This is a genomic window from Streptomyces sp. TAA204, assembly GCF_000424965.1.
This window is the reverse complement of record NZ_AUKW01000005.1, coordinates 30278-52628: the sequence shown is the minus strand read 5'-3', so window position 1 is coordinate 52628 and position 22351 is coordinate 30278. Positions and strand designations below refer to the sequence as shown.

Here is a 22351-nt window from a genome sequence, read left to right as displayed (position 1 = left end):
GTGGGAATGCGTCACATCGACGCTAACGGCATCGTCAAAGTGACGTGAAGCGGTTATGATTAATAGCGTCAGTTAGACGAAAAGCTGCCTTCCGTCGCTAGAGAAAGGGTGGGTGCCGTGACCGCCCAGCCACTGGACGTCCAGCCGACCCCGCTCGCGCTGCTGCTGCTCGGCCGCGAGTCCGACCCGAAGAGCGAGCGCGGCGTCGACTGCCCGGGCGACCTGCCCGCCCCCTCCGACCCCGGCCTCGTCGAGCGTGCACGCGCCGCGAAGGCCAAGCTCGGAGAACGCGTGTTCGTGCTCGGCCACCACTACCAGCGCGACGAGGTCATCGAGTTCGCCGACGTGACCGGGGACTCCTTCAAGCTGGCGCGGGACGCGGCGGCACGGCCCGACGCGGAGTACATCGTCTTCTGCGGCGTGCACTTCATGGCCGAGTCGGCCGACATCCTCACCTCCGCCGAGCAGCGGGTGGTCCTGCCCGACCTCGCCGCGGGCTGCTCCATGGCCGACATGGCGACGGCCGAGCAGGTCGCCGAGTGCTGGGACGTGCTCACCGAGGCAGGCGTGGCGGACGTCACAGTTCCCGTCTCGTACATGAACTCCTCCGCCGACATCAAAGCCTTCACCGGCAGGCACGGCGGCACGATCTGCACCTCCTCCAACGCCCGCCGCGCACTGGAGTGGGCCTTCGCACAGGGTCAGCCGCGGGAGGGCGGCCGGCACAACAAGGTGCTCTTCCTGCCGGACCAGCACCTGGGCCGCAACACCGCCGTCCGCGACATGGGGATGTCGCTGGAGGACTGCGTGGTCTACAACCCGCACAAGCCGGACGGCGGGCTGACCGCCCGGCAGCTGCGCGACGCGAAGATGATCCTCTGGCGTGGCCACTGCTCCGTCCACGGCCGCTTCTCGCTGGACTCCGTGCACGACGTACGCGCCCGCGTCCCCGGCGTCAACGTCCTCGTGCACCCCGAGTGCAAGCACGAGGTGGTCGCCGCCGCCGACCAGGTCGGCTCGACCGAGTACATCATCAGGACGCTCCAGGACGCCCCCGCCGGCTCGAAGTGGGCGATCGGCACCGAACTGAACCTGGTGCGGCGGCTGGCGAAACGTCACGCCCCCGACAAGGAGGTCGTCTTCCTCGACCGCACGGTCTGCTTCTGCTCGACCATGAACCGGATCGACCTGCCCCATCTGGTCTGGGCACTGGAATCGCTGGCGGACGGCAAGGTCGTCAACCGGATCGAAGTGGACGAGGAGACCGAGAAGTTCGCGAAACTCGCCCTGGAGCGGATGCTGGCCCTGCCGTAGCCTGCGGCAATGCTGCTGCGACCGGCACGGGAGAGCGACGAGGACGCCGAGGCCGTACGGCGGCTGGCCGAGGCGTCCTTCGCCGCATCCGCCGCCGCGAAGGACGAGGCCCCTCTCCCGGAGCCCGGACCGCGGCAGGCGGCGCGGCGGCGCGAGCGCGTCCGGCATCTGGTGCGTACGGACCCCGCCGGAAGCTGGCTCGCCACCGGCGCCGACGGCCGGCCGGTGGGCGCCGCGCAGTCGCTGATCCGGGAGGGCACCTGGGGGCTGGCACTGCTCGTCGTACTGCCCGAGGCCCAGGGCAGAGGCGTGGGCACCGCGCTTCTGGAGCGGACTCTCCAGTACGGCAGGGCATGCCTGCGCGGCATGGTCCTCGGCTCGCGTCATCCGGTGGCTGCCCGCGCGTACCGCCGGGCGGGCTTCGACCTGCATCCGGCGATGCGGCTGCGCGGGACGGTCGACCACGCCGGACTCGCCGACCCCGACGGCCCGGCCGTCGTGGGGTCCGCCGCGCACCGCGACCTGATGGACTCTCTCGACCGGCGGCTGCGCGGCGGCGCGCACGGCCCGGACCACGAGTATCTGCTGCGCCACCGCCGCTTGTTCGTCGCCGACGACCTCGCGGGCAGCGGCTACTGCTACTTCGACGAAGACGGCAGGGTGGAGCTGCTGGCGGCCACCTCGCGGCGCCTGGCCACGCGGCTCCTGACCGCGGCACTGCTGAGCCTGCCCGAGGGCTCCACGGCCGCGGTCCACGGCCTCACGGCCGAGCAGCAGTGGGCTCTCGACGTCGGGCTGGCGGCGGGTATGGAGGTCACGACCGGCGGCTACGTCTGTCTGCGCGGCATGCGCCCGCCCAGTCCCTACATCCCTTCGGGCGGTTTCCTCTGAGGCCGCGGCCCCGGCCACCCCGGCGGCCGGGGACCGGGGACCGGGGACCGGGGTCAGCTCCCGGGCCGCACCAGTCCGTTCTCGTAGGCCGCGACGACGAGCTGGGCCCGGTCGCGCGCCGCCAGCTTCGACATGGTCCGGTTGACGTGCGTCTTGACGGTCAGCGGGCTGACTGTCAGCCGCTCCGCGATCTCCTCGTTGTTGAGACCGCCGCCGATCAGCGTGAGCACCTCGCGTTCACGTCCCGTGAGCACCTCCAGCGCCCCCCGGCCGGCGCCGGACGCGTCCCCCGCCGGGCTGCCGCCGGCCGGATGCGGGGCGCCCTGTGCCAGGAAGGAGGCGATCAGTCCCTTCGTGGCCGCCGGGGAGAGCAGTGCGTCGCCCTTGGCGGCCGTACGGATCGCGGCGAGCAGCTCCTCGGGCTCGGCGCCCTTGCCGAGGAAGCCGGAGGCCCCGGCGCGCAGCGCCTCAACGACGTAGTCGTCCGCCTCGAACGTGGTGAGGATGACCACCCGGACCGCGGAGAGCGCGGGGTCGCCGCTGATGGCGCGAGTGGCGGCGAGACCGTCGCTGCCGGGCATACGGATGTCCATCAGGACGACGTCCGCCCCGGTCCCGCGTACGGCCTCCACGGCCCCGTCCCCGTCGGACGCCTCGCCGACGACCTCCATGTCGGGCTCGGAGTCGACCAGCACCCTGAACGCGCTGCGCAGCAGCGTCTGGTCGTCGGCCAGCACCACCCGGATCGTCATGCGGACGCACCCTCCTGGGCCTGTGTCCGCGGGGCCCGCCCGTCCCGGGCCGAAGGCTGCAGCGGCAGCTGTACGTGCACACGGAAGCCGCCGCCGGGCAGCGGCCCCGTCTCACACACGCCGTGCAGGGCGGCGGCACGCTCGCGCATGCCGATCAGTCCGTGTCCCCCGCTCGTGGCGTCCTCCCCCGGCGCCTCACCCGGCGCCCGTGCGGGGGCGGCCGGCGGTCCGGTTCCGGCGGGCTGCGCGGGAGACTCCCCCGTCCCTGGAGGCTCCCCCGTCCCGGAGGGCTCCTTCGCCGGCTCCGCGGCGGTGCCCGCGCCGTCGTCGGTCACCGTGACCTCCAGGGAGGCCGGAGTCGCCGCGATGCGCACTTCGGCGTGCGCGCCGGGTCCGACGTGCTTCTGAACATTGGTCAGCGCCTCCTGAACGACCCGGTAGGCGGTCAGGTCGATCGCCGAGGGCAGCGACGGCCCCTCCGCCGCGGACGCGTCCTGAGGGGAGACGGAGACGGTGACGGACAGCCCCGCCCGGGTGAAGCCCTCGACCAGTTCGTCCAGCACACCGAGCCCCGGCGCCGGTTCGGTCGGAGCGGTGCTCTCCCCCGACTGGCGCAGCAGGCCGACGGTGGCCTGCAGTTCGTTGAGGGCGTGCCGGCTCGCCTCCCGTACGTGCGCGAGGGCCTGCTTGGCCTGGTCCGGACGCAGGTCCATCACATGAGAGGCGACCCCGGCCTGCACGTTGACGAGGGCGATGTGGTGGGCGACCACGTCGTGCAGTTCGCGTGCGATGCGCATCCGCTCCTCGGCGACCCGCCGCCGCGCCTCCTCCTCACGGGTGCGCTCGGCGCGTTCGGCGCGCTCACGGATGGCGTCGATGAAGGCCCGGCGGCTGCGTACGGCCTCTCCGGCCGCGGCGGCCAGCCCGGTCCAGGCGAAGATGCCCAGGTTCTCCTGCGCGTACCAGGGACGGCCGCTCAGCAGCATTCCCGCGGCGGTGAGCACACCGACGGTGACGGCACCCACGCGCACGCTCGTCACACGGTCGGTCCGGTTGGAGACCGTGTAGAGAGCGATGATCGCGGCGATCACGATGGGTGCCCGGTGCCCCTCAGGGGGTGCGCCGATGCGCGGGTCGCTGATCAGTCCGAAGACGGTGAGGGCGGTGGTCACGCACAGCACCGGCATCGGCGTACGGCGGCGCAGCACCAGCGCCGAGCAGGCCAGGGCCGCCAGCGTGATCGTCAGGGGGTGGACGTCGCGCTCACCGAAGTGCGGGCGGCCGTGGCCGTGCGCGTCGGCGGCCGCGCTCAGCAGGATCGCGCAGAGGACGCCGAGCGCTATCAGCCCGTCCACGGCGTACGGGTGCGCGCGCATGCTCCGGCGCGCCCGGCACAGGGCGCCGACCGCGGGGTTCGTCGTCACGTCAGGCACGCTAAGGCTCTCCACAGCCGCCGGCCGGAGCCCGGCAGGGGCACGGGCGGCGGCGCTGCCACCGGCCCCCGGGGGCCGCTCAGCCCGGGATGAGGCCGTCGTCGGTGAGCATCTCCCGTACCTCTTCGAGCGACGCGTCGGGCGAAGGCAGGATCAGCTCCGAAGGTTCCAGCACATCGTCGGGAAGCGTGGTGCCCATGGTGCGTACCGCGCTCAGCAGCGCGGTCAGGGTGCGCCGGAAACCTTCCCCGTCCCCGGTCTCCATCTCGGCGAGCAGCTCGTCGTCCAGCTTGTTCAGCTCGGCGAAGTGGCTGTCGTCCAGCTTCACCTGGCCTTCCCCCATGATCCGCACGATCATGTCGCTCTCCTTCTGCGTGGGGCCGTCAGCCGCTCGCCGATGTGTCGCGTCGGTGCCCGCGCTGCCGGCTCCCGCTGTCCGCCCGGGGGCTACTTCTCGAACTTGGGTGTGTCCTGGGACTGCTGCTGCGCCTGCTCGCCCTGGCCGGCGCTGTTGCCGCCCTCGATGGCCTGCTTGTCGCCGCTGCCGCTGCCGCCGGCCAGTTCGGCCTTCATCCGCTGCAGCTCCATTTCGACGTCGGTACCGCCGGAGAGCCGGTCGAGCTCGGCCGTGATGTCGTCCTTGGCCATGCCGGAGGGGTCATCGAGCGCACCGGAGGCGAGCAGCTCGTCGATGGCCCCGGAGCGGGCCTGCAGCTGCGCGGTCTTGTCCTCGGCGCGCTGGACGGCCATGCCGACGTCGCCCATCTCCTCGGAGATGCCGGAGAAGGCCTCGCCGATACGGGTCTGCGCCTGGGCGGCGGTGTAGGTGGCCTTGATGGTCTCCTTCTTCGTGCGGAACGCGTCGACCTTGGCCTGCAGCCGCTGCGAGGCGAGGGTCAGCTTCTCCTCCTCGCCCTGGAGCGTCTGGTGCTGCGACTCCAGGTCCGTGACCTGCTGCTGCAGGGCCGCACGCCGGGAGAGCGCCTCGCGGGCCAGGTCCTCACGGCCCAGCGCGAGGGCCTTCTTGCCCTGCTCCTCCAGCTTGGAGGACTGGCCCTGCAACTGGCTGAGCTGCAGCTCGAGCCGTTTGCGGGACGTCGCGACGTCCGCGACACCGCGGCGCACCTTCTGCAGCAGTTCGAGCTGCTTCTGGTACGAGTAGTCGAGCGTCTCGCGGGGGTCCTCGGCCCGGTCCAGGGCCTTGTTCGCCTTCGCGCGGAAGAGCATCCCCATCCGCTTCATGACACCGCTCATGGGCCTCGCGCGCCCCCTTCGTAAACGGACTGAGCCTCAGCAGCACACCTTCAAGACCCAAGACTACGGGCCCTGCTTCCATTACCGCACTGTTCGGCGGCGGATGCGCTCCTCCTGAAGAACGATCCAGCTCCGCCGCCTCCGGCCCAGGGAGTAGGCGCAGGGTCCTCGACCGCGTGACCGGGCGCTCCGGGGCACGGGCGTTGCCAGATCGTTCCCGCCCGGGCCTGGGGGCACCCCGGCGCACGCCGTACCCTTGGAGTCGTGTTCCGAAGCCGTTCGAAGGAAGGGCAGGCCGCCTCCACCAGCAAGGTGACAGCTGCCGAGCCCAGTCAGATCCGTGACCCGCAGGCCCCCAAGGGCCGCCCGACGCCGAAGCGCAGTGACGCGCAGTCGCAGCGCCGTACGCTCGCCAAGACCCCGGCGAACCGCAGGGAGGCGGCCAAGCGGCAGCGCGAGGACCGCCGCAACGCCATGGCCCGCCAGCGTGCGGCGCTGGCAGGCGGTGACGAGCGCTATCTGCCCCCGCGGGACAAGGGGCCCGTGCGGCGGTACGCGCGCGACTACGTGGACTCACGATGGTCGGTCGCCGAGTTCTTCCTGCCCATCGCGGTGATCATCCTTGTGCTGAGCATGATGCCGTCGCTGCAGCTGAAGAACGTCTCGCTGCTGCTGTGGCTCTTCGTGATCGTGATGATCGTCCTCGATTCGGTCGGGCTGGGCTTCCGGCTGAAGCGCGACCTGCGCGCGCGCTTCCCCGACGAACCCAAGCGGGGCGCCGTGGCCTACGCCCTGATGCGTACGCTCCAGCTGCGCCGGATGCGCCTTCCCAAGCCGCAGGTCGCACGCGGCGAGCGACCCTGAGCGGGCAGCCGGGCCGGCTCGGTCAGCTCGGCCGGCTCGGTCAGGAAGTCCTCGCACGCCAGCTCGACGAGCAGCTCGCCGCGGGTTTCCCGGTGGGACGCAGGCTGCGTGTGCTCGACGTCGGCCTCGGGCACGGTGTACAGGCTCTGCGGCTGGCCCGCGCCGGGCACCATGTGACCGGGCTCGAGTCGGACCCCGATCTGCACGAACTCCTGGAGAAGGAGCTGGCGGACGAGCCCGAAGGGATACGCAAGCGGGTTCGTCTCGTCTCCGGCGGCAGCCAGGAGACGGGCGCCCACTTCCTGCCCGGGACCTTCGACGTCGTGCTGTGCCACGGGGGCCTCATCCAGGCCCGCGACCCCGGCACCACGCTGGCGGGGCTCGCAAGGGTGCTCGACGCGGGCGGGCTGCTGTCCGTGCTGATACGCAACGACGACGCGCTGGCCATGCACCCGGGCCGTACGGGCGACTGGGACGCGGCACTGGCGGCCTTCGACCTGCCGGAACACGTCGGGCGGGCCTTCCGTCTGGAGACGCTGGCCAGAGGGCTCGCCGGGATCGGCACACCGCTGCGGCACTGGTACGGGGTGGGGGTGTTCGGCCACGAGGCGTGGCCCGCCGAGGAGGAGGCCGCGGCGCGGATGCTGGCCGCGGAGGAGCGGGCGGGACGCACCGACCCGTACCGCTCGGTCGCCGCACTGCTGCACGTCTGCGGAGCGAGGGGCTGACCCGCCGGGCCCGGGGGCCGGGCCCGGCGGTGGGCACCGTTGCGGTGCGGTTCAGCTCTCCGGCGCGGTGTCGTCCGGGTAGCCCGCGTCGGCGTGCAGGCTCATCGGCCCGTAGATCCTGCTGCCGTCCTCCATCAGGGTGACCTGATCGGTCCCGCCCTCCAGCAGCTCCTTCCAGACCTCGCCGATCCATGACTCGGCGTCGCCCTGAGTGGGAAAGTCCTCGGGCTGTACGGCCGGTTCGGTCTCCGTGCCGTCCGTCTTCTCGAACCGCCACGTCCACGCCATCTGTGCCTCCCGAGATCGACTGTCTGCCCCGCAGAGTAATCCTGAGTGCGCGGCCGCCGACCGCGCACGAGACGATCGTGGTGTGGAACTCACACTGCTCGGCACCGGAGCCCCCACCGGACTGCCCCGGCCCGACTGCCCGTGCGCCGTGTGCGCGGCCTGCGTGGGCAGCCCGACGGACGCGCGCGCACCCACGGCGCTCCTCATCGACGACACGGTGCTGCTCGACCTCACTCCCGGCCCTGCCTTCGCCGCCGCACGGGCGGGGCGCTCCCTGCACCACGTACGCCAGGTACTGCTGTCGCATCCGCACGACGGGCCCGCGCTGGAGGTCCCCGCCGGACTGCCCGCCCCGGTACGGGTCTCGGACCGGCAGGAACTCGTCCTGATCAGCGGCCACCGCGTCCGCGCCGTGTCGCTGGACTCGCCGGGGACGGGCTACCAGGTGACCGGACCGGGCGGCGAGAGCCTGCTCTACCTGCCGCCCGGTGCCGGCCGCGCCGGGCCGGCCGACGGCCGGGACGCGCACGCGGCCGCGCCCCACGACATGGTGCTGCTCGACGTGCTCGGCCGCCCCGACGCACTCGCCCGGCTGCGTGCCGCCGGCGCGGTCGGCCCGTCCACCGACGTGCTCGCCGTCCACATCGGCCACGACGTGCCGCCCGGGGCCGAGCTGCGCAGGCGGCTCGCCGCGGCGGGGGCGCACACCGAGCCGGACGGGACCACGCTGGTCGTGGGCGAGTACCCGGAGCTGCCGGAGGTGCCGCGCCGCACGCTGGTCCTGGGCGGTGCGCGGTCGGGCAAGTCGGCGGAGGCGGAGCGGCGGCTGGCGGCCTTCCCGGGTGTGCTGTACGTGGCCACCGGCGGAAGCCGGGAGGACGATCCCGAGTGGGCGGACAGGGTGCAGGCGCACAGGGAGCGCCGCCCCGCGTCCTGGCGCACCAGCGAGACGTGCGATCTCGTCCCGCTCCTGGACGCCACCGGGCCGCCGCTGCTCGTCGACTGTCTCGCCCTGTGGCTGACGGACGCGATGGACGCGGCCGGGGCCTGGGACGAGCGGCGCTGGAGCACTGTCGGGGAGCGGATGCTGCGGGAGCGGGTCGCGCTTCTCGTCGCGGCCGTGCGCGGTACTCGGCGGACGGTGGTGGCGGTCAGCAACGAGGTGGGGTCGGGGATCGTGCCCGCCACCGCCGCGGGCCGCCGGTTCCGTGACGAACTGGGGCGGCTGAACGCGGCGTTCGCGGCGGAGTGCGAGCACGTGCTGACCGTCACCGCGGGCATCGCGCATCCGCTGCGCGGCTGAGGCGACGCAGGCCCGGGTTCCGTCCGCCCGCCTCGTCGCCGACCGCGCGGCACGCGGGCTTCCGTCCGTACGGCGGCCCGCTCCGGTCCGTACACGCCCCCACCCCGCACCACCGCCCGCGCGGGGTCGGTACCGTACGCTTCGCCAATATGAGTGACCGCACCCTGGAACTGGATGACTTCTCCGATCTCATCGAGCGCCCGCACGGCGGACTGCGCCGGGACGCCGAAGATCGAAGGGCGCGGACCGGACTGCCCGCTCATGCTCTCGGCAGGCTCGACGAGTTGGGCGAGTGGCTGACGGCGGCTCAGAACCGACTGCCCGTCGAGCCGGTGCGTCAGCCGCGCATGGTGGTCTTCGCGGGCGATCACGGCGTGGCCGAGCTGAACGTCTCGGCCTCCCCCCTCGGCAGTGCGACCGCGCTCGTACAGGCGGCGCTGGAGGGCACGTCACCCGCCGCGATCCTCGCCAGGCGCCTCGATGTCCCCGTGCGCATCGTCGACATGGCGCTCGACTGCGACCCCGGGGAGCTTCCCGCGGAGGTGACCCGGCACCGGGTGCGGCGCTCCTCGGGACGGCTGGACAAGGAGGACACCCTCACCGACGAGGAGGCGGAGCGGGCGTTCCGCGCGGGGATGGCCCTCGCGGACGAGGAGGCGGACGCCGGCACGGACCTGATCGTCCTCGGCGACCTGTCCGTCGGCGGTACGACGGCGGCGGGAACGCTCATCGCCGCGCTGTGCGGCACGGACGCCTCCGTCGTCACCGGACGCGGCGGCCACGAGATCGACGACCTCGCGTGGATGCGCAAGTGCGCCGCCGTCCGGGACGGTCTGCGGCGGGCGCGTCCCGTGCTGGGCGACCAGTTGGAGCTGCTCGCGGCCGTCGCGGGTGCGGACCTGACCGCGATGACAGGGTTCCTGCTGCAGTCCGCCGTGCGCCGTACGCCCGTGATCCTCGACGGCGTGGTCTCCGCGGCGTGCGCGCTCGTCGCGCAGCGCGTCGCGTTCCGCGCGCCCGACTGGTGGCTGGCCGGACAGGTCAGCGGCGAGCCGGCGCAGGCCAAGGCCCTGGACCGCATGGCGCTGGACCCCCTGATGGACCAGCGGGTCGCGGTCGGCGGAGGCACCGGGGCGCTGCTGGCGCTGCCGCTGGTTCAGGCGGCGTCCGAGCTGGCGGCTCAGCTGCCCGTGCGTGAGACCGACGGCGGAGCGGACGACGAGGGCGAGGGCGAGGGCGCGAACGCACCCGCGCTGGACGCGACTTGATCCGCCCCTCGTCGTCCCGGACCGAGTTCGCCGCGACGGTCCCGCCCGGTGGCGTGAAGCGCTAACCTGCGCTGCCATGGACGGCAACCGGCCGGACGGGCCCCAGGAGGACGACACCGCCGCCACCGCGGGCGGCGGTGACGCGCGGGACCCCGGCAGCCCCGGCGCGGACGGCGGCAGCGAAGGCCCGGGCGGCCCCGGTGACTCCGGTGACTCCGGTGACTCCGGTGACTCCGGTGACTCCGGTGACTCCGGTGACTCCGGCAAGGACTCCACCGGTACCGCGTCCGCCGAGGACGGACTGCGGTTCGCGCTGGGCACGCTCACCGTCCTTCCCGTGCACGTCACGCGCTGGGACCGCGGTGCGGCCCGCCGCGGCATGGAGCTGGCTCCGCTCGCCGGTCTGCTGATGGGTCTGGCGGCAGCCGCCGCGGGCGTGCTGGCGCTGCTGCTCGGTACGTCCGCGCTCTTCGCCGCCGTGGTCTGCGTCGCCGTGCCCGCCGTGCTCACCCGTGCGCTGCACCTGGACGGTCTCGCGGACGTCGCGGACGGGCTGGGCAGCGCCAAGCCTGCCGGAGACGCGCTGCGCGTCATGAAGCAGTCGGACATCGGCCCGTTCGGGGTCGTCACGCTGGTGCTCGTGCTGCTGGCGCAAACCGCCCTCATCAGCGAGCTGTTCGGCGAGAGCGGCTGGGCGTACGGGGCGCTCGCGGTGACCGTGTCCGCCGTCACGGCGCGAAGTGCGCTGACTCTCGCAGCCCGTTCGGGTGTCGCCGCCGCCCGTACGGACGGGCTGGGGGCGGCCGTCGCGGGCAGTGTCCCCGTACGTTCCGCCGCCGCCGTCGCCGCGCTGGTCACCGTGTCGGCAGCGGCCGCGGGGGCACTCGTGCACTGGGGCGCGGCGTTCCCGGGCGCCGTCTCCTGCGCGTTGGCCGTCCTCCTCGGACTGGCCGCCGCCGAGGCGCTGTTGCGGCACTGCCGCCGCCGGCTGGGCGGCGTGACCGGTGACGTCTTCGGCGCGCTCGCCGAGACGGCGGGCACCGTGGCACTGGCCGTCATGGCACTCGGCTGACCCCCGTGCGAGGAACCACGGCGGTGTGAAGACCGTCCCAGCGGCCGTTGTGGGCACACGGGCAGCGCGTATCGTCTCCCGCATACGACTTTTTCGCGGGCATACGATGCCCGGTGCCCGAAGCCCGGAAGCGCCCAACCGAGATCCGGCGGCCCGCCGTTCCGGCCTCTCCAAGGAAGAAGGTCCTTCTCACCGTGTCTGCTCTGACTCTCAGCACCTCCTCCGCGACGTCCCAGCGCGCGGACGTCGTCGTCATCGGCGTAGCCAAGGGCCCCAAGGGCCCCGTGGTCGCATCCGGGGGTGAGACCGTGGACAAGGCGTACGGCGGGAAGCTCGCCGCGACCCTGGACGCACTCGGCGCGGGCGGCAGTGAGGGCGAGACCACCAGGCTTCCGGCCCCCGCCGACGGCCTGAAGGCACCGGTCGTGCTGGCCGTCGGGCTGGGCGAGGCCCCCGCGAAGAACGAGCCCTGGGACCCGGAGACGCTTCGCCGCGCGGCGGGTACGGCCGCGCGCGCCCTGTCCGGCACGAAGAAGGCCGCCTTCGCGCTGCCGGTCGACGACGCGGCGGCCGTGGCAGCCGTGACGGAGGGCGCGCTGCTCGGCGCGTACGCCTTCACCACCTACCGCAGCGGCGGCGAGGACGGCAAGAAGGGACGGGGCGGCAAGGACAAGGACACCAAGGCCCCGCTCGCAGAGATCGCGGTGGTCGGAGCCAAGCCGCGGGACAAGGCGCACAAGGCCGCGGCGGAGCGCGCCCAGGTCCTCGCCTCGGAGGTGGACCGTGCCCGCGATCTGATCAACACCCCCTCCAACGACCTCACTCCGGCCGTCTTCGCCGACCGGGCGAGGGAGGCCGCCAAGAGTCACGGCCTGGACATCGAGGTCCTCGACGAGAAGGCGCTCGCCAAGGGCGGCTACGGCGGCATCCTCGGCGTCGGCCAGGGCTCGGACAACCCGCCGCGCCTGGTGCGTATCGCACACACCCACCCCAGGGCCAAGAAGTCGCTGGCCCTCGTCGGCAAGGGCATCACCTACGACTCGGGCGGCATCTCGCTCAAGCCCGCAGGCCACAACGAGACGATGAAGTGCGACATGAGCGGGGCGGCGGCCGTCTTCGCCGCGGTCGTCTCGGCCGCCCGGCTCGGCCTGCGCGTCAACGTGACGGGCTGGCTGGCGCTCGCCGAGAACATGCCGTCCGGTTCCGCCACCCGCCCCGGTGATGTGCTCAGCATGTACAGCGGCAAGACCGTCGAGGTGCTCAACACCGACGCGGAGGGCCGGCTCGTCCTCGCGGACGCCATCACCCGCGCCTGCGAGGAGTCCCCCGACGCCCTGGTGGACGTGGCCACCCTCACCGGCGCGATGGTGCTGGCGCTGGGCAACCGCACCTTCGGCATCCTCGGCAACGACGACGCCTTCCGCGGCACCGTGCACGAGCTGGCGGAGGAGGCGGGCGAGGCGTCGTGGCCGATGCCGATGCCCGCCCACCTGCGCAAGGGCATGGAGTCACCGGTCGCCGACATCGCCAACATCGGTGACCGGCCGGGCGGCGGCCTCGTGGCGGGCCTGTTCCTGAAGGAGTTCGTCGACGAGAAGGTCACCTGGGCCCACATCGACATCGCGGGCCCCGCGTTCAACGAGTCCGGCCCCTTCGGCTACACCCCCAAGGGCGGCACCGGCTCCGGGGTCCGCACCCTCGTCCGGCTCGCGGAGCGGACCGCGGCGGGCGACATCGGCTGAGGTTCCCTCCGCACGGGGGGGGGTGAGTGAGCAGCGTCACACTTCCCGCTCCGCGGAGGGGGTACTGAGTGAAGCGCCTTGCGGTACGGCCTCGTTCGCCCGGAGCGATCGTGGCCGTACCGCCCGGTAAACAGCCCCGCGTCCCGCTGCCCGCCGACAAGTGCGAAGATGGGTCTCCGGCAGGACAGGGCCCCCAGCGCGGCTTCACCAAGCCGAGTCCAGGGCCGAGCAAGACAGCGGCCGAACATACAGCCGCCCGGTCGGTAGGAGACCGGCTCCGGCGTACCCATGCATGGAGGACGTGACGTGGCGAAAGACGCCAGCACCGTTTTCGACCTAGTGATCCTCGGGGGCGGCAGCGGTGGCTATGCCGCTGCACTGCGCGGGGCGCAGCTGGGTCTGGACGTCGCCCTGATCGAGAAGGACAAGCTGGGCGGCACCTGTCTGCACCGTGGCTGCATCCCCACCAAGGCTCTGCTGCACGCCGGGGAACTGGCCGACCAGGCACGCGAGGGCGCCAAGTACGGCGTCAGGAGCAGCCTCGAAGGCATCGACATGGCCGGGGTGCACAAGTACAAGGACGGCGTGGTCTCCGGGCTCTACAAGGGCCTGCAGGGTCTCGTCGCGTCCCGCAAGATCACCTATGTCGAGGGCGAGGGCCGGCTGTCCTCCCCCACCTCCGTCGATGTGGGCGGCCAGCGCTACGAGGGCCGGCACATCCTTCTCGCGACGGGCTCGGTGCCCAAGTCGCTGCCCGGTCTGGAGATCGACGGCAACCGCATCATCTCCTCCGACCACGGACTGCGCCTGGACCGGGTTCCCGAGTCCGCGATCGTCCTGGGCGGCGGCGTCATCGGCGTCGAGTTCGCCTCCGCCTGGAAGTCGTTCGGCACGGACGTGACGATCGTCGAGGGTCTCCCCCACCTCGTCCCCGCGGAGGACGAGAGCAGCTCCAAGCTGCTGGAGCGCGCCTTCCGCAAGCGCGGCATCACCTTCTCCCTGGGCTCCTTCTTCGAGAAGGCCGAGTACACCGACAACGGTGTGAAGGTGCGGCTGGCCAACGGCAAGGAGTACGAAGCGGAGTTGCTGCTCGTCGCGATCGGCCGCGGCCCGGTCTCGCAGGGCCTGGGCTACGAGGAGGCCGGGGTCGCCATGGACCGCGGCTTCGTGCTCGCGGACGAGTACTGCCGTACGAACGTCCCGACGATCTCCGCCGTCGGCGACCTCATCCCGACCCTCCAGCTCGCACACGTCGGCTTCGCCGAGGGCATCCTCGTCGCGGAGCGGCTGGCCGGGCTGAACCCGGTGCCCGTCGACTACGACGGCGTGCCGCGCGTGACGTACTGCCACCCGGAGGTCGCCTCCGTCGGCGTCTCCGAGGAGAAGGCCAAGGAGATCTACGGCGCGGACAAGGTGGTCACCCTCAAGTACAACCTCGCCGGCAACGGAAAGAGCAAGATCCTCAACACCACGGGCGAGATCAAGCTGGTCCAGGTCCGTGACGGTGCCGTGGTGGGCGTCCACATGGTCGGTGACCGGATGGGCGAGCAGGTGGGCGAGGCCCAGCTCATCTACAACTGGGAGGCGCTGCCGGCCGAGGTCGCGCAGCTGATCCACGCACACCCGACGCAGAACGAGGCGCTCGGCGAAGCCCACCTGGCCCTCGCGGGCAAGCCGCTGCACTCCCACGACTGATGATTCGGCCTCCCCTGGGGGTCCCCCCGGCGAAGCGAGGGGGAGAGGCCCCCGGGGGAAGAGTCCGGGCGCGACCCGCATCCGCACCATTCCGTTAGGAGCAACCGAAACCATGGCGGTTTCCGTAACCCTGCCGGCGCTCGGCGAGAGCGTCACCGAGGGCACCGTCACCCGATGGCTGAAAGCCGAGGGTGAGCAAGTGGAGGCCGACGAGCCGCTGCTCGAGGTCTCCACCGACAAGGTCGACACCGAGATCCCGGCCCCCGCAGCCGGCACTCTCTCCTCCATCAAGGTGGCCGAGGACGAGACCGTCGAGGTCGGCGCCGAGCTGGCCGTGATCGACGACGGGACAGGGGGCGCGGCCGCCTCCGAGCCCGCGCAGGCACAGCCCGAGGCGCAGCCCGAGCCGGCGCAGGAAGCGCCCGCGCAGCAGGCACCGGCTCCGGCGGCCGAGGCACCGGCCGCGCAGTCCGGCGGCGGGCCCGCCGAGGGTACGGACGTGGTGCTCCCGGCGCTGGGCGAGTCCGTCACCGAGGGCACCGTCACGCGCTGGCTGAAGCAGGTCGGCGAGGAGGTCCAGGCCGACGAGCCGCTGCTGGAGGTCTCCACCGACAAGGTCGACACCGAGATCCCGGCCCCCGCGGCCGGCACTCTGCTGGAGATCGTGGTCGGCGAGGACGAGACCGCCGAGGTCGGCTCCAAGCTTGCCGTGATCGGCGCTGCGGGCGCCGCACCGGCGGCCGCTCCGGCGGCCCCGGCTCAGCCCGAGCCCGCGCAGGCACCGGCGCCCGAGCCCGAGCCGCAGCCCGCTCAGCAGACCCAGCAGCCCGCCCCCCAGCAGGCACCGCAGCAGCCCCAGGCTCCCGCCCCCGCGCCGACTCCTGCCCCTGCTCCGGCGCAGGCCGCGCCCGCCGCGCCCGCCCCCGCGGGCGGTGACTCCGACGGCGCGTACGTCACTCCGCTGGTGCGCAAGCTGGCCTCCGAGCAGGGCGTCGACCTCTCCACGGTCAAGGGCACCGGCGTCGGCGGCCGCATCCGCAAACAGGACGTCGTCGCCGCGGCCGAGGCCGCCAAGAAGCAGGCACCGGCGGCTCCGGCGGCTGCGTCGTCCGCTCCCAGGTCGCCGAAGCTGGAGCCCTCTCCGCTGCGCGGCCAGACGGTCAAGATGCCGCGCATCCGCAAGGTGATCGCGGAGAACATGATGAAGGCGCTGCACAACCAGGCGCAGTTGTCGACCGTGGTCGAGGTGGACGTCACCCGCGTGATGCGGCTGCGTGCCCGCGCGAAGGACTCCTTCACCGCCCGCGAGGGCGTCAAGCTCTCCCCGATGCCGTTCTTCGTGCAGGCGGCGGCCGAGGCGCTCAAGGCGCACCCGTCCGTCAACGCCCGCCTCAACGAGGACGGCACGATCACCTACCACGACGTCGAGAACATCGGCATCGCGGTGGACTCGGAGAAGGGCCTGATGGTCCCGGTCATCAAGGAGGCCGGGAACCTCAACCTCGCGGGAATCGCCCGTAAGACGGCCGAGCTGGCGAACAAGGTCCGCACCGGCGGCCTGGGCCCGGACGACATGTCCGGCGGGACGTTCACGATCAGCAACACCGGTTCGCGCGGTGCGCTGTTCGACACGATCATCGTGAACTACCCGCAGGTGGCCGAGCTCGGCATCGGCGCCACTGTCCGCCGTCCGATGGTCATCGACCACCCGGAGCTGGGCGAGACCATCGCGATCCGCGACATGGTCCACCTGACGCTCTCCTACGACCACCAGCTGGTCGACGGAGCGGACGCGGCGCGCTACCTCGGCGACGTCAAGGCCCGCCTGGAGGCAGGCGAGTTCGAGGGCGAGCTGGGTCTCTGACCCGCTCCCCCACGGCCTCGCGGCGGCCCCGCCCGGACAGCTCCTCGCTGCTCCGGGCGGGGCCGCCGCCGTACCGGGCCCCGCTCCCCGGCCCCCGCCCGCTCTCCGTCAGGACACAGCAACGCTGCGTATGCGCTAGCGTGTCGGCGAAACGTGCCGCCTGCGAGCGGAAGGGGCCACGGAGAACACCGCATGCTGCGCATCCACTTCACCGGTACGGACCTCGCACGCACCCACATCGCCGAGGGCCCCGACCCCCTCTGGGAGACGGTCTTCAGCCTGCACATGCTGCAGGCCCGGTACGGGCGTCTGCCCTTCGCCGAGTGGCGCCGGGAGGTACGGGCAGACCTGCGCCTGCACGGACGCACGGACGAGGTGCGGCAGTTGTCGGCCCTCGCGCCCGACGCCAGCTACTTCCCGGACTTCCTCACGCCGCCCGAGGGCATGCTGGGCGTGGAGCCGGGCGTCGAGGCCGTCCTCGCCACACCGCGCAGGCGCATCGGCGACGAACTCGGCAAGCTGCACGATCGCGTGGGGGCGCCCGGCTGGGCGCACGAACTCACCGACCGTTCACCGCACGCCCGCGAGCGGCTGGGCCGTATGATCACCGGCTTCCACGCGCGGGCGCTGACCCCGTACTGGCCGGCGGTCCGCCGCCGCGCCGCGGCGGACCGCGCGGTGCGCGTCCGGGCCCTCCGGGAGGGCGGAGTCGGCGGCGGTCAGGGCCTGTTGGACAGTTTCCGCCCGGCGATGCGCTGGCGGCCGCCCGTACTGGAGATTCCCGCACATCCCGTGGAGCGGGATCTTCACCTGCGGGGGCGCGGAGTCCATCTGGTCCCCTCCCAGTTCCTGTGGAGCCGCCCGGTGCCGCTCGCCGATCCGGACCTGCCGCCGACGATCCTCTACCCCCTGGACCGCGACGCCGGGTGGATGCGTCCCGAACCGTACGGTGCCGGGGAACCCTCCGGCGATGCGCTGGCCCGGGTGCTGGGCACCACACGGGCTGCAGTGCTGCGCGAGGCGGCCACCGTGCCCAACACCACCGAACTCGCCCGCGGCGCGGGCATCTCTCCGTCCGCCGCCAGCCAGCACGCCGCCGTCCTGCGGGACGCCGGGCTGCTCGTCAGCCGCCGGCACGCCAACAGCGTCTTCCACCAGCTCACTTCGCTGGGCGAGGCGCTGCTGCGGCAGAAGGGGGCTCCCGGGGAGGAGTGACAGATCCCGGTGAACGGCGAGGCCCCTGCCCGTGGTTGCGCACGGACAGGGACATCCCGTGGGCGGCGTACCGAACTTGCTTGCCGTTCTCGGCCGCCGCCCCGGCGAAGGAGACGCGGATCGCGCTCCGGGTGCCGTCCTTCGCCGTCCCCCCGGTTTCACAGGACGAGGCGCGTCCTGAACCGGTGACGACTGTGCCGGAGAAGGGCCGGGTAGGCCACAGAGGTTGAGCCAGAGACACAACACAATGGTCACAGGGGCGAGTTCGGGACCGGAGGCGCGCGTCGCGCGGCTGCTCATCGGCCGGGGGGTCAGGGCGGGCGACGTGCCCCGCCGGGGCGGTTCGTCCGCCCGGGTGATTCCCTCGTCCGTACGAGGGAGCCGCACACCGCGGCGTCATCCGTCGTGCGGGCCGGCAACGCGCTGGTGGCGCGCTGGTCAGAGAGGGTTCGGGGGCATGCCGCACAAGGCGAGGGCGGTCTCACTGTGCAAGAAGGCCGGGACGTGGGCGGTGATCGCCCTCAGCGCGTGGATCGTGATGGCACAGGGCGACGCGCTGTGGCGCCGGCTGGCGCCTCACTGGCCGGGCGGCGGTTACGGCTTCGCGGCCAGTGCCGGCTTCCTGATCGTCGTCACCTGGACCCTGGCCGGGACCGTCTACCGCCATGCCCGGCAGGCGGCCCCGCTCTCCCCGGAGGGTGCCGGGCTGTGGGGGTTGACCGTCCTCGCCTACGTCAGCGCCATGCCAAGCACCGCCGCGCTGCTCTCCCTCTTCCCCGGGCGCAACGGCGCACTGCTCGGCGAGGTCTTCCAGGACGGGCCGATGTGGGTGGAGGCCCGGCCGGAGGTGTGCTGGGCCATCCTTCCGGGGCTGGTCGCGGGTGCCGCGGTCGTGGCGATTCCGGCGGCGTTCGGCGTTCCCCGGGCCACGGGGCGCCGCCGTCAGGACGGAAACACCTGAGTTGCCGCGCGTGGGACGGCGCCGGTGCAGGGCAGGCAGGCTGCCCGGCGCCGTGGAGTTCACCGCACCGTCAGCGTCCCCGCCAGGGCGGCGAGTTCGGGCCTCGGAGGGTCCGGTCGCGCGGTTGCTCAGGTGCGGAGTGCGGGGCGGGAACGGCAGTCCGCGGCGTCAGCGCACGTAGTTCTTCAGCACGTCCGTGTCCAGTTCGATCCCCACGGGCTCGGGGAGGACCACCCTCTCGCCGAAGCGGGCGGTGTGGACGTCCCGGTAGCGAGCCCCTTCGGGATCCGGGTTGCTGTGCACGACGACCGTGCAGGAGTCCCGGTCGACAAGCAGGTAGACAGGGATGCCCGCGGCCGCGTACGCCGGGGGCTTCTCGACCCGGTCCCTGCGGTCGGTGTCCTCGTCGTAGGAGGTCACCTCCGCCACCATCAGGACTCCGCTCGGATCGGCCCACTCGCCCTGCCCGGCGAAGTGGGCCACGGGCGCGAGAGCGCCGTCGGCACGTGCACGGCCGTTGCGGTACGACCCGACCCGCAGCCCTCGTTCGGGATGGAGATCCAGCTCCGGCCGGGCGTGGATGCACTGTCTGAGCAGCCACATCGTGATGGTGTCGTGGTCCCCGTCAGGCATGCTCTTGACCCCGATCCGTCCGTCGAGGAACTCCAGCATGACGGTCTCGGGGGCTTTGGAGGCGATCTCTTCGAACTCCTCGACCCGCATCTGAGACGTGTGCTCGGCCATAACCGTCATGGTGTACCTCCTTCCAGTCGAAGGCCAGTATTGGCAGTACGAATCCCGTTCACGGGTGCTGCCGGGACGAATCATTCGCTCGGGTGACGCCCGTGTCCGTGGGAGCTGTTGCCGGCCGTCCCGTCCGCTGCGTCCGCTACTCCGCCCGCTCCGGTTCCGGGCACCAGTCATCCTGCTCCAACTGCCCCCAGCGCCCGCAGAACCCCATCTGTTCGGGTCTCTTCTCCCCGTCGACGTGCTGCACGGAGATCAGTTTGTCGAGGGGGATCTGCCGGTCGACCTTCCCGCCGAAGTCGATGCGTCCGCTCTCGCCGTCCAGGGCCGCGCTGCCGTGGATGCTGCTGAGCGCGTGCCACACGGCGGGTGCGGTCAGCGGCAGGCTCGGCGCTGTGTCCCGCAGTTGGCCGAGGGCTTTGATGTAGAGGTTGACGGCGTCGAACGCCAGCGTCGCGTGTCCGTCCAGCGAGGTGTTCGGCGCCTGCTCGCACTCGTCGGGGAACAGCTCCCGCATCGTGCTGTAGAGGTTGCTCTCGCTGTCGCAGGAGACGGAGCCCATGGTGAAGTCGAGGAAGGTGAAGGGCACCTTGGGATAGGCGGTGCGCAGGTCGGGGTCGGCCGCGAGCCGTGCCACGTCGTCCCCGCCCAGCAGGGTGGGAGGGGCGGATCCGCAGGCTTCGTCGGTCCCGTTCAGCACCGTCGCGAAGTCCTCCGCGCGTCCGGCGTAGAAGACCAGTCCGTCGTAGCCGCAGGCCTGCTCGCCCATCAGCCGCGGTCCGGCACGGCCCGCCCCGGCTGCCGAACCGGTCCCGGGTGTGAAGGCTGCCTCCTCGACGTCGAAGTCCGCCGCGAGCATCGACTCCTTCATGTCCTCCCGGAGGTTGGAGCTGTAGACGTCCGACGGGTCGGCGGAGTAGATGATGCGGACCCGACGCTCCCGGTCCTCCTTCTCGGCAAGTTCGGAGGCGTAGGCGGCGGCGACCGCCGACTCGCGGCGGTTCTGCGGTGAGACCTGGTAGTACATCGGCGAGGAGTCGCTGAAGGAGTCCGCCGACGGGGTCGTCGCGACCATCGGGAGCCCGATGCGGGTGAGCTGCCTGATCGTGGTGACCGTCATGGTCCGGCTCTGGTCGAGTCCGGTGACACCCACGATGGACTCGTCCTCCCGCATCATGCGCTCGAGCGTCTTGACGACCTCGGGGCCGTAGCGCATCTGGGAGCCGGCGCTCGCCGGGTAGATGCGCAGCACGGGCTGGGTGCCGCCCCTCTTGTCGAGCTGGCGCCGCTGCGCGCTCGCGGCTCCCTGGAGCTGTTCACGCGCGTATGTCAGTGGCCCGTCGTTCTTCGCCTGCGCGGAGTTGAGCAGCGCCGAGACGTGCACGAGCGTCACCAGGGGGCGCTGCGAGTCGCGGTGCAGCCTGTCGGCTTCCTCGTTCTGTTCGGCGAGTGTCTTCAGCGTCTTGTTGACCTTCGGGTCCGAGGAGCCGAAGGCGTAGCCGTGGGGTGCCACACCGACGCATTCGCCGTCGCCGTGGACGCTCAGTGTGGCCGCGTCCGGGTCCGAGCGGCTCAGTCCGCAGTGCCGCTCCTCCCAGCTGCCCTCGCTGCGGGCCCACCCGGCGACGCCTCCGGCCAGCACGCACAGCGCGACGACGGCCGCCGCGACGCTCACGCGGCGCCGTGCCCAGCGCGGCGGCGGGTCGACCTCCAGCTTGTTGGCCAGCCGCAGCCGGTCCTGGTGCAGTTCGTAGTCGGCGTCGGTGTCGGAGAGAGGCCCGGGGACGGTGACGGGCAGGTACCACACGTCGGGGGTGCGGCTCCGTCCCGCGTCGCTGAACTTGTTGCGCCAGATCCCGTACAGGTCCTCGGAGAGCTGCCCCTGGCCCGGACGTTCGTCGCCGCTCGGGGCGCTGCTGCTGATGACCACCAACGGGTCGAACGCACCGGTGTCGTTGCGGACGTCGACGAGTGAACGCAGCAGCTCCTTGCCGTGGTTGGCCTCGCTCACCCCGCGCAGCAGCGCCACGCAGTAGGCCGTACGGCGCGCGGCCCGCCGCCGGCGCCCCGTGCGCCGGCGGTACTCCGCCCGCAGGTCCTCCAGGAAGGCGTTGATCATCAGTTTGCCGACCTGTTCGGGGCTCTCCCGCCCCCAGCGGGGCTGCGTCAGCCGCATCGCGAAGCCGACGAAGGTCCCCGGGTCTCGCGGCGCCATGTACGGCTGGCGCAGCAGCCACCTGTACTCGGCGCCCACTCCGCGCCAGGCCCGGAACCACACCACGGGAAAGACGTGCAGCCCGAGAATCGGCACCCACCAGGAGATCCCGGCGCCCTGCAGCGCGACCTCGGTCTCCGGGCTGCGCAGCACACCGAAGAAGCGCCGTCGCCTGAACTCCCGCTCCCGCAGGCCGCGCAGCAGTTCCCGGTCGTGCTGGGGGTCGGGCTCCTCCGCGGCGTACTGCGTCGACAGCAGCCAGTTGACGAGGCCGAACCGGCGGAAGCGCACGCGCCGGTCGCGTTCGTTGCTCGCCGAGGAGTACTCCTGCGCGAGCTTGACCAGGACCTGCCGGCAGAGCTCGACGGGCTTCCAGTCGTCGGGCAGGTCGGTCCGCTGCCGCGTGACCTCGGACCACACCGCCGGCACGTCGACCGACTCGTGCAGGACTCCGTTCGGTCTGGCCGTGCGCAGCGCTCCCGCCATGTCCGCGGCCAGGCCGTCCTGGTCGTGAGTCGTCAGGCACACGACCGGGATGCCGTTGCGGCCCTTCACGCCTTCCGGTGATTCGCCTCTGGACGGCCTGCGCACCAGTCTGTTCAGCAGCTTGAAGACACCGTCGGCGCCCTTGAAGACAAGCGTCATGGTCTTTCCGTCAACCCCCCGTTGATCCGAGCACGAAGTACGTCCACGCCTGTGAACGGCCGACTGCGCATGGTAAGGGGAGACGGCGCCGGGGACGGAA

Annotated in this window: 19 protein-coding genes; 12 read left to right on the top strand and 7 right to left on the bottom strand. The window is 72.3% G+C overall.

Features of this window, described 5'->3' with window-relative positions; translation table 11 throughout:
- The first annotated feature begins 117 nt into the window (after positions 1 to 117).
- Together nadA and H343_RS0111025 are read left to right on the top strand one after the other, a co-directional pair.
- Positions 118 to 1314: a quinolinate synthase NadA gene (gene nadA / locus H343_RS0111030; RefSeq protein ID WP_037903486.1), complete on the top strand. Its 1197-nt coding sequence runs from the start codon at positions 118 to 120 to the stop codon at positions 1312 to 1314.
- A gap of 9 nt (positions 1315 to 1323) precedes the next feature.
- A complete protein-coding gene (locus H343_RS0111025) occupies positions 1324 to 2205 on the top strand; it encodes a GNAT family N-acetyltransferase (protein WP_028431180.1) in 882 nt (293 codons plus the stop codon).
- 53 nt (positions 2206 to 2258) lie between these two features.
- On the opposite strand, the gene H343_RS0111020 is transcribed toward H343_RS0111025, so the two are convergent.
- The 4 genes from H343_RS0111020 to H343_RS0111005 form a co-directional block, all read right to left on the bottom strand.
- The gene (locus H343_RS0111020) at positions 2259 to 2957 is read right to left on the bottom strand and encodes a response regulator transcription factor (RefSeq protein ID WP_028431179.1); all 699 of its coding nucleotides are present in this window, start codon (positions 2955 to 2957) and stop codon (positions 2259 to 2261) included.
- Positions 2954 to 4333 carry a histidine kinase gene (locus H343_RS30120; protein WP_051265074.1) on the bottom strand — a complete coding sequence of 460 codons (1380 nt, stop codon included), beginning with the start codon at positions 4331 to 4333 and terminating at the stop codon, positions 2954 to 2956. Before H343_RS30120 ends, H343_RS0111020 begins: the two co-directional genes overlap by 4 nt.
- Before the next feature lie 136 nt (positions 4334 to 4469).
- Entirely contained in the window at positions 4470 to 4748 is a 279-nt protein-coding gene (gene pspAA, locus H343_RS0111010; protein ID WP_028431178.1) for a PspA-associated protein PspAA, read from the bottom strand.
- An 89-nt stretch (positions 4749 to 4837) separates the two neighbouring features.
- The gene (locus tag H343_RS0111005; RefSeq protein WP_078505420.1) at positions 4838 to 5644 is read right to left on the bottom strand and encodes a PspA/IM30 family protein; all 807 of its coding nucleotides are present in this window, start codon (positions 5642 to 5644) and stop codon (positions 4838 to 4840) included.
- Positions 5645 to 5908: 264 nt separating this feature from the next.
- Between H343_RS0111005 and H343_RS0111000 the strand changes: the two genes are divergently transcribed.
- Together H343_RS0111000 and H343_RS0110995 are read left to right on the top strand one after the other, a co-directional pair.
- Entirely contained in the window at positions 5909 to 6508 is a 600-nt protein-coding gene (locus H343_RS0111000; protein WP_028431176.1) for a DUF3043 domain-containing protein, read from the top strand.
- Entirely contained in the window at positions 6505 to 7236 is a 732-nt protein-coding gene (locus H343_RS0110995; RefSeq protein WP_051265072.1) for a methyltransferase domain-containing protein, read from the top strand. Before H343_RS0111000 ends, H343_RS0110995 begins: the two co-directional genes overlap by 4 nt.
- Positions 7237 to 7287: 51 nt before the next feature.
- On the opposite strand, the gene H343_RS30115 is transcribed toward H343_RS0110995, so the two are convergent.
- Complete coding sequence (locus H343_RS30115) at positions 7288 to 7524, bottom strand: hypothetical protein (protein WP_037903423.1); 237 nt, start codon at positions 7522 to 7524, stop codon at positions 7288 to 7290.
- An 82-nt stretch (positions 7525 to 7606) separates the two neighbouring features.
- Between H343_RS30115 and H343_RS0110985 the strand changes: the two genes are divergently transcribed.
- From H343_RS0110985 to H343_RS0110950, 8 genes are all read left to right on the top strand, one after another.
- Entirely contained in the window at positions 7607 to 8827 is a 1221-nt protein-coding gene (locus tag H343_RS0110985) for a bifunctional adenosylcobinamide kinase/adenosylcobinamide-phosphate guanylyltransferase (protein ID WP_028431174.1), read from the top strand.
- 149 nt (positions 8828 to 8976) lie between these two features.
- The gene (locus H343_RS0110980; protein WP_028431173.1) at positions 8977 to 10095 is read left to right on the top strand and encodes a nicotinate-nucleotide--dimethylbenzimidazole phosphoribosyltransferase; all 1119 of its coding nucleotides are present in this window, start codon (positions 8977 to 8979) and stop codon (positions 10093 to 10095) included.
- A 76-nt stretch (positions 10096 to 10171) separates the two neighbouring features.
- Positions 10172 to 11167: an adenosylcobinamide-GDP ribazoletransferase gene (locus H343_RS0110975; RefSeq protein ID WP_078505418.1), complete on the top strand. Its 996-nt coding sequence runs from the start codon at positions 10172 to 10174 to the stop codon at positions 11165 to 11167.
- Between the two features lie 194 nt (positions 11168 to 11361).
- Positions 11362 to 12909 (top strand): leucyl aminopeptidase, encoded by a 1548-nt coding sequence (locus H343_RS0110970; protein ID WP_028431171.1) that lies wholly within the window; start codon positions 11362 to 11364, stop codon positions 12907 to 12909.
- 306 nt (positions 12910 to 13215) lie between these two features.
- On the top strand, positions 13216 to 14604 hold the full coding sequence (gene lpdA, locus H343_RS0110965) for a dihydrolipoyl dehydrogenase (protein ID WP_028431170.1): 1389 nt from the start codon (positions 13216 to 13218) through the stop codon (positions 14602 to 14604).
- A 112-nt stretch (positions 14605 to 14716) separates the two neighbouring features.
- Entirely contained in the window at positions 14717 to 16468 is a 1752-nt protein-coding gene (sucB, locus tag H343_RS0110960; RefSeq protein WP_028431169.1) for a 2-oxoglutarate dehydrogenase, E2 component, dihydrolipoamide succinyltransferase, read from the top strand.
- Positions 16469 to 16660: 192 nt separating this feature from the next.
- Complete coding sequence (locus tag H343_RS34870; protein ID WP_028431168.1) at positions 16661 to 17683, top strand: helix-turn-helix domain-containing protein; 1023 nt, start codon at positions 16661 to 16663, stop codon at positions 17681 to 17683.
- A 457-nt stretch (positions 17684 to 18140) separates the two neighbouring features.
- Positions 18141 to 18644, top strand: coding sequence for a hypothetical protein (locus H343_RS0110950; RefSeq protein ID WP_028431167.1), 504 nt, complete (start codon positions 18141 to 18143; stop codon positions 18642 to 18644).
- A gap of 168 nt (positions 18645 to 18812) precedes the next feature.
- Here the strand turns inward: H343_RS0110950 and H343_RS0110945 are convergent, their stop codons facing one another.
- Positions 18813 to 19397, bottom strand: a complete 585-nt coding sequence (locus tag H343_RS0110945) for a Uma2 family endonuclease (RefSeq protein WP_028431166.1) — start codon at positions 19395 to 19397, stop codon at positions 18813 to 18815.
- 136 nt (positions 19398 to 19533) lie between these two features.
- A complete protein-coding gene (locus H343_RS0110940) occupies positions 19534 to 22251 on the bottom strand; it encodes a hypothetical protein (RefSeq protein WP_028431165.1) in 2718 nt (905 codons plus the stop codon).
- Positions 22252 to 22351 lie beyond the last annotated feature (100 nt).

Coding starts and splice junctions, on each gene's coding strand:
- H343_RS0111025 (WP_028431180.1), top strand. CDS start 1,324: ATGCTGCTGCGACCGGCACGGGAGAGCGACGAGGACGCCGAGGCCGTA.
- H343_RS0111020 (WP_028431179.1), bottom strand. CDS start 2,957: ATGACGATCCGGGTGGTGCTGGCCGACGACCAGACGCTGCTGCGCAGC.
- H343_RS30120 (WP_051265074.1), bottom strand. CDS start 4,333: ATGCGCGCGCACCCGTACGCCGTGGACGGGCTGATAGCGCTCGGCGTC.
- pspAA (WP_028431178.1), bottom strand. CDS start 4,748: ATGATCGTGCGGATCATGGGGGAAGGCCAGGTGAAGCTGGACGACAGC.
- H343_RS0111005 (WP_078505420.1), bottom strand. CDS start 5,644: ATGAGCGGTGTCATGAAGCGGATGGGGATGCTCTTCCGCGCGAAGGCG.
- H343_RS30115 (WP_037903423.1), bottom strand. CDS start 7,524: ATGGCGTGGACGTGGCGGTTCGAGAAGACGGACGGCACGGAGACCGAA.
- H343_RS0110980 (WP_028431173.1), top strand. CDS start 8,977: ATGAGTGACCGCACCCTGGAACTGGATGACTTCTCCGATCTCATCGAG.
- H343_RS0110975 (WP_078505418.1), top strand. CDS start 10,172: ATGGACGGCAACCGGCCGGACGGGCCCCAGGAGGACGACACCGCCGCC.
- sucB (WP_028431169.1), top strand. CDS start 14,717: ATGGCGGTTTCCGTAACCCTGCCGGCGCTCGGCGAGAGCGTCACCGAG.
- H343_RS34870 (WP_028431168.1), top strand. CDS start 16,661: ATGCTGCGCATCCACTTCACCGGTACGGACCTCGCACGCACCCACATC.
- H343_RS0110950 (WP_028431167.1), top strand. CDS start 18,141: ATGCCGCACAAGGCGAGGGCGGTCTCACTGTGCAAGAAGGCCGGGACG.
- H343_RS0110945 (WP_028431166.1), bottom strand. CDS start 19,397: ATGACGGTTATGGCCGAGCACACGTCTCAGATGCGGGTCGAGGAGTTC.
- H343_RS0110940 (WP_028431165.1), bottom strand. CDS start 22,251: ATGACGCTTGTCTTCAAGGGCGCCGACGGTGTCTTCAAGCTGCTGAAC.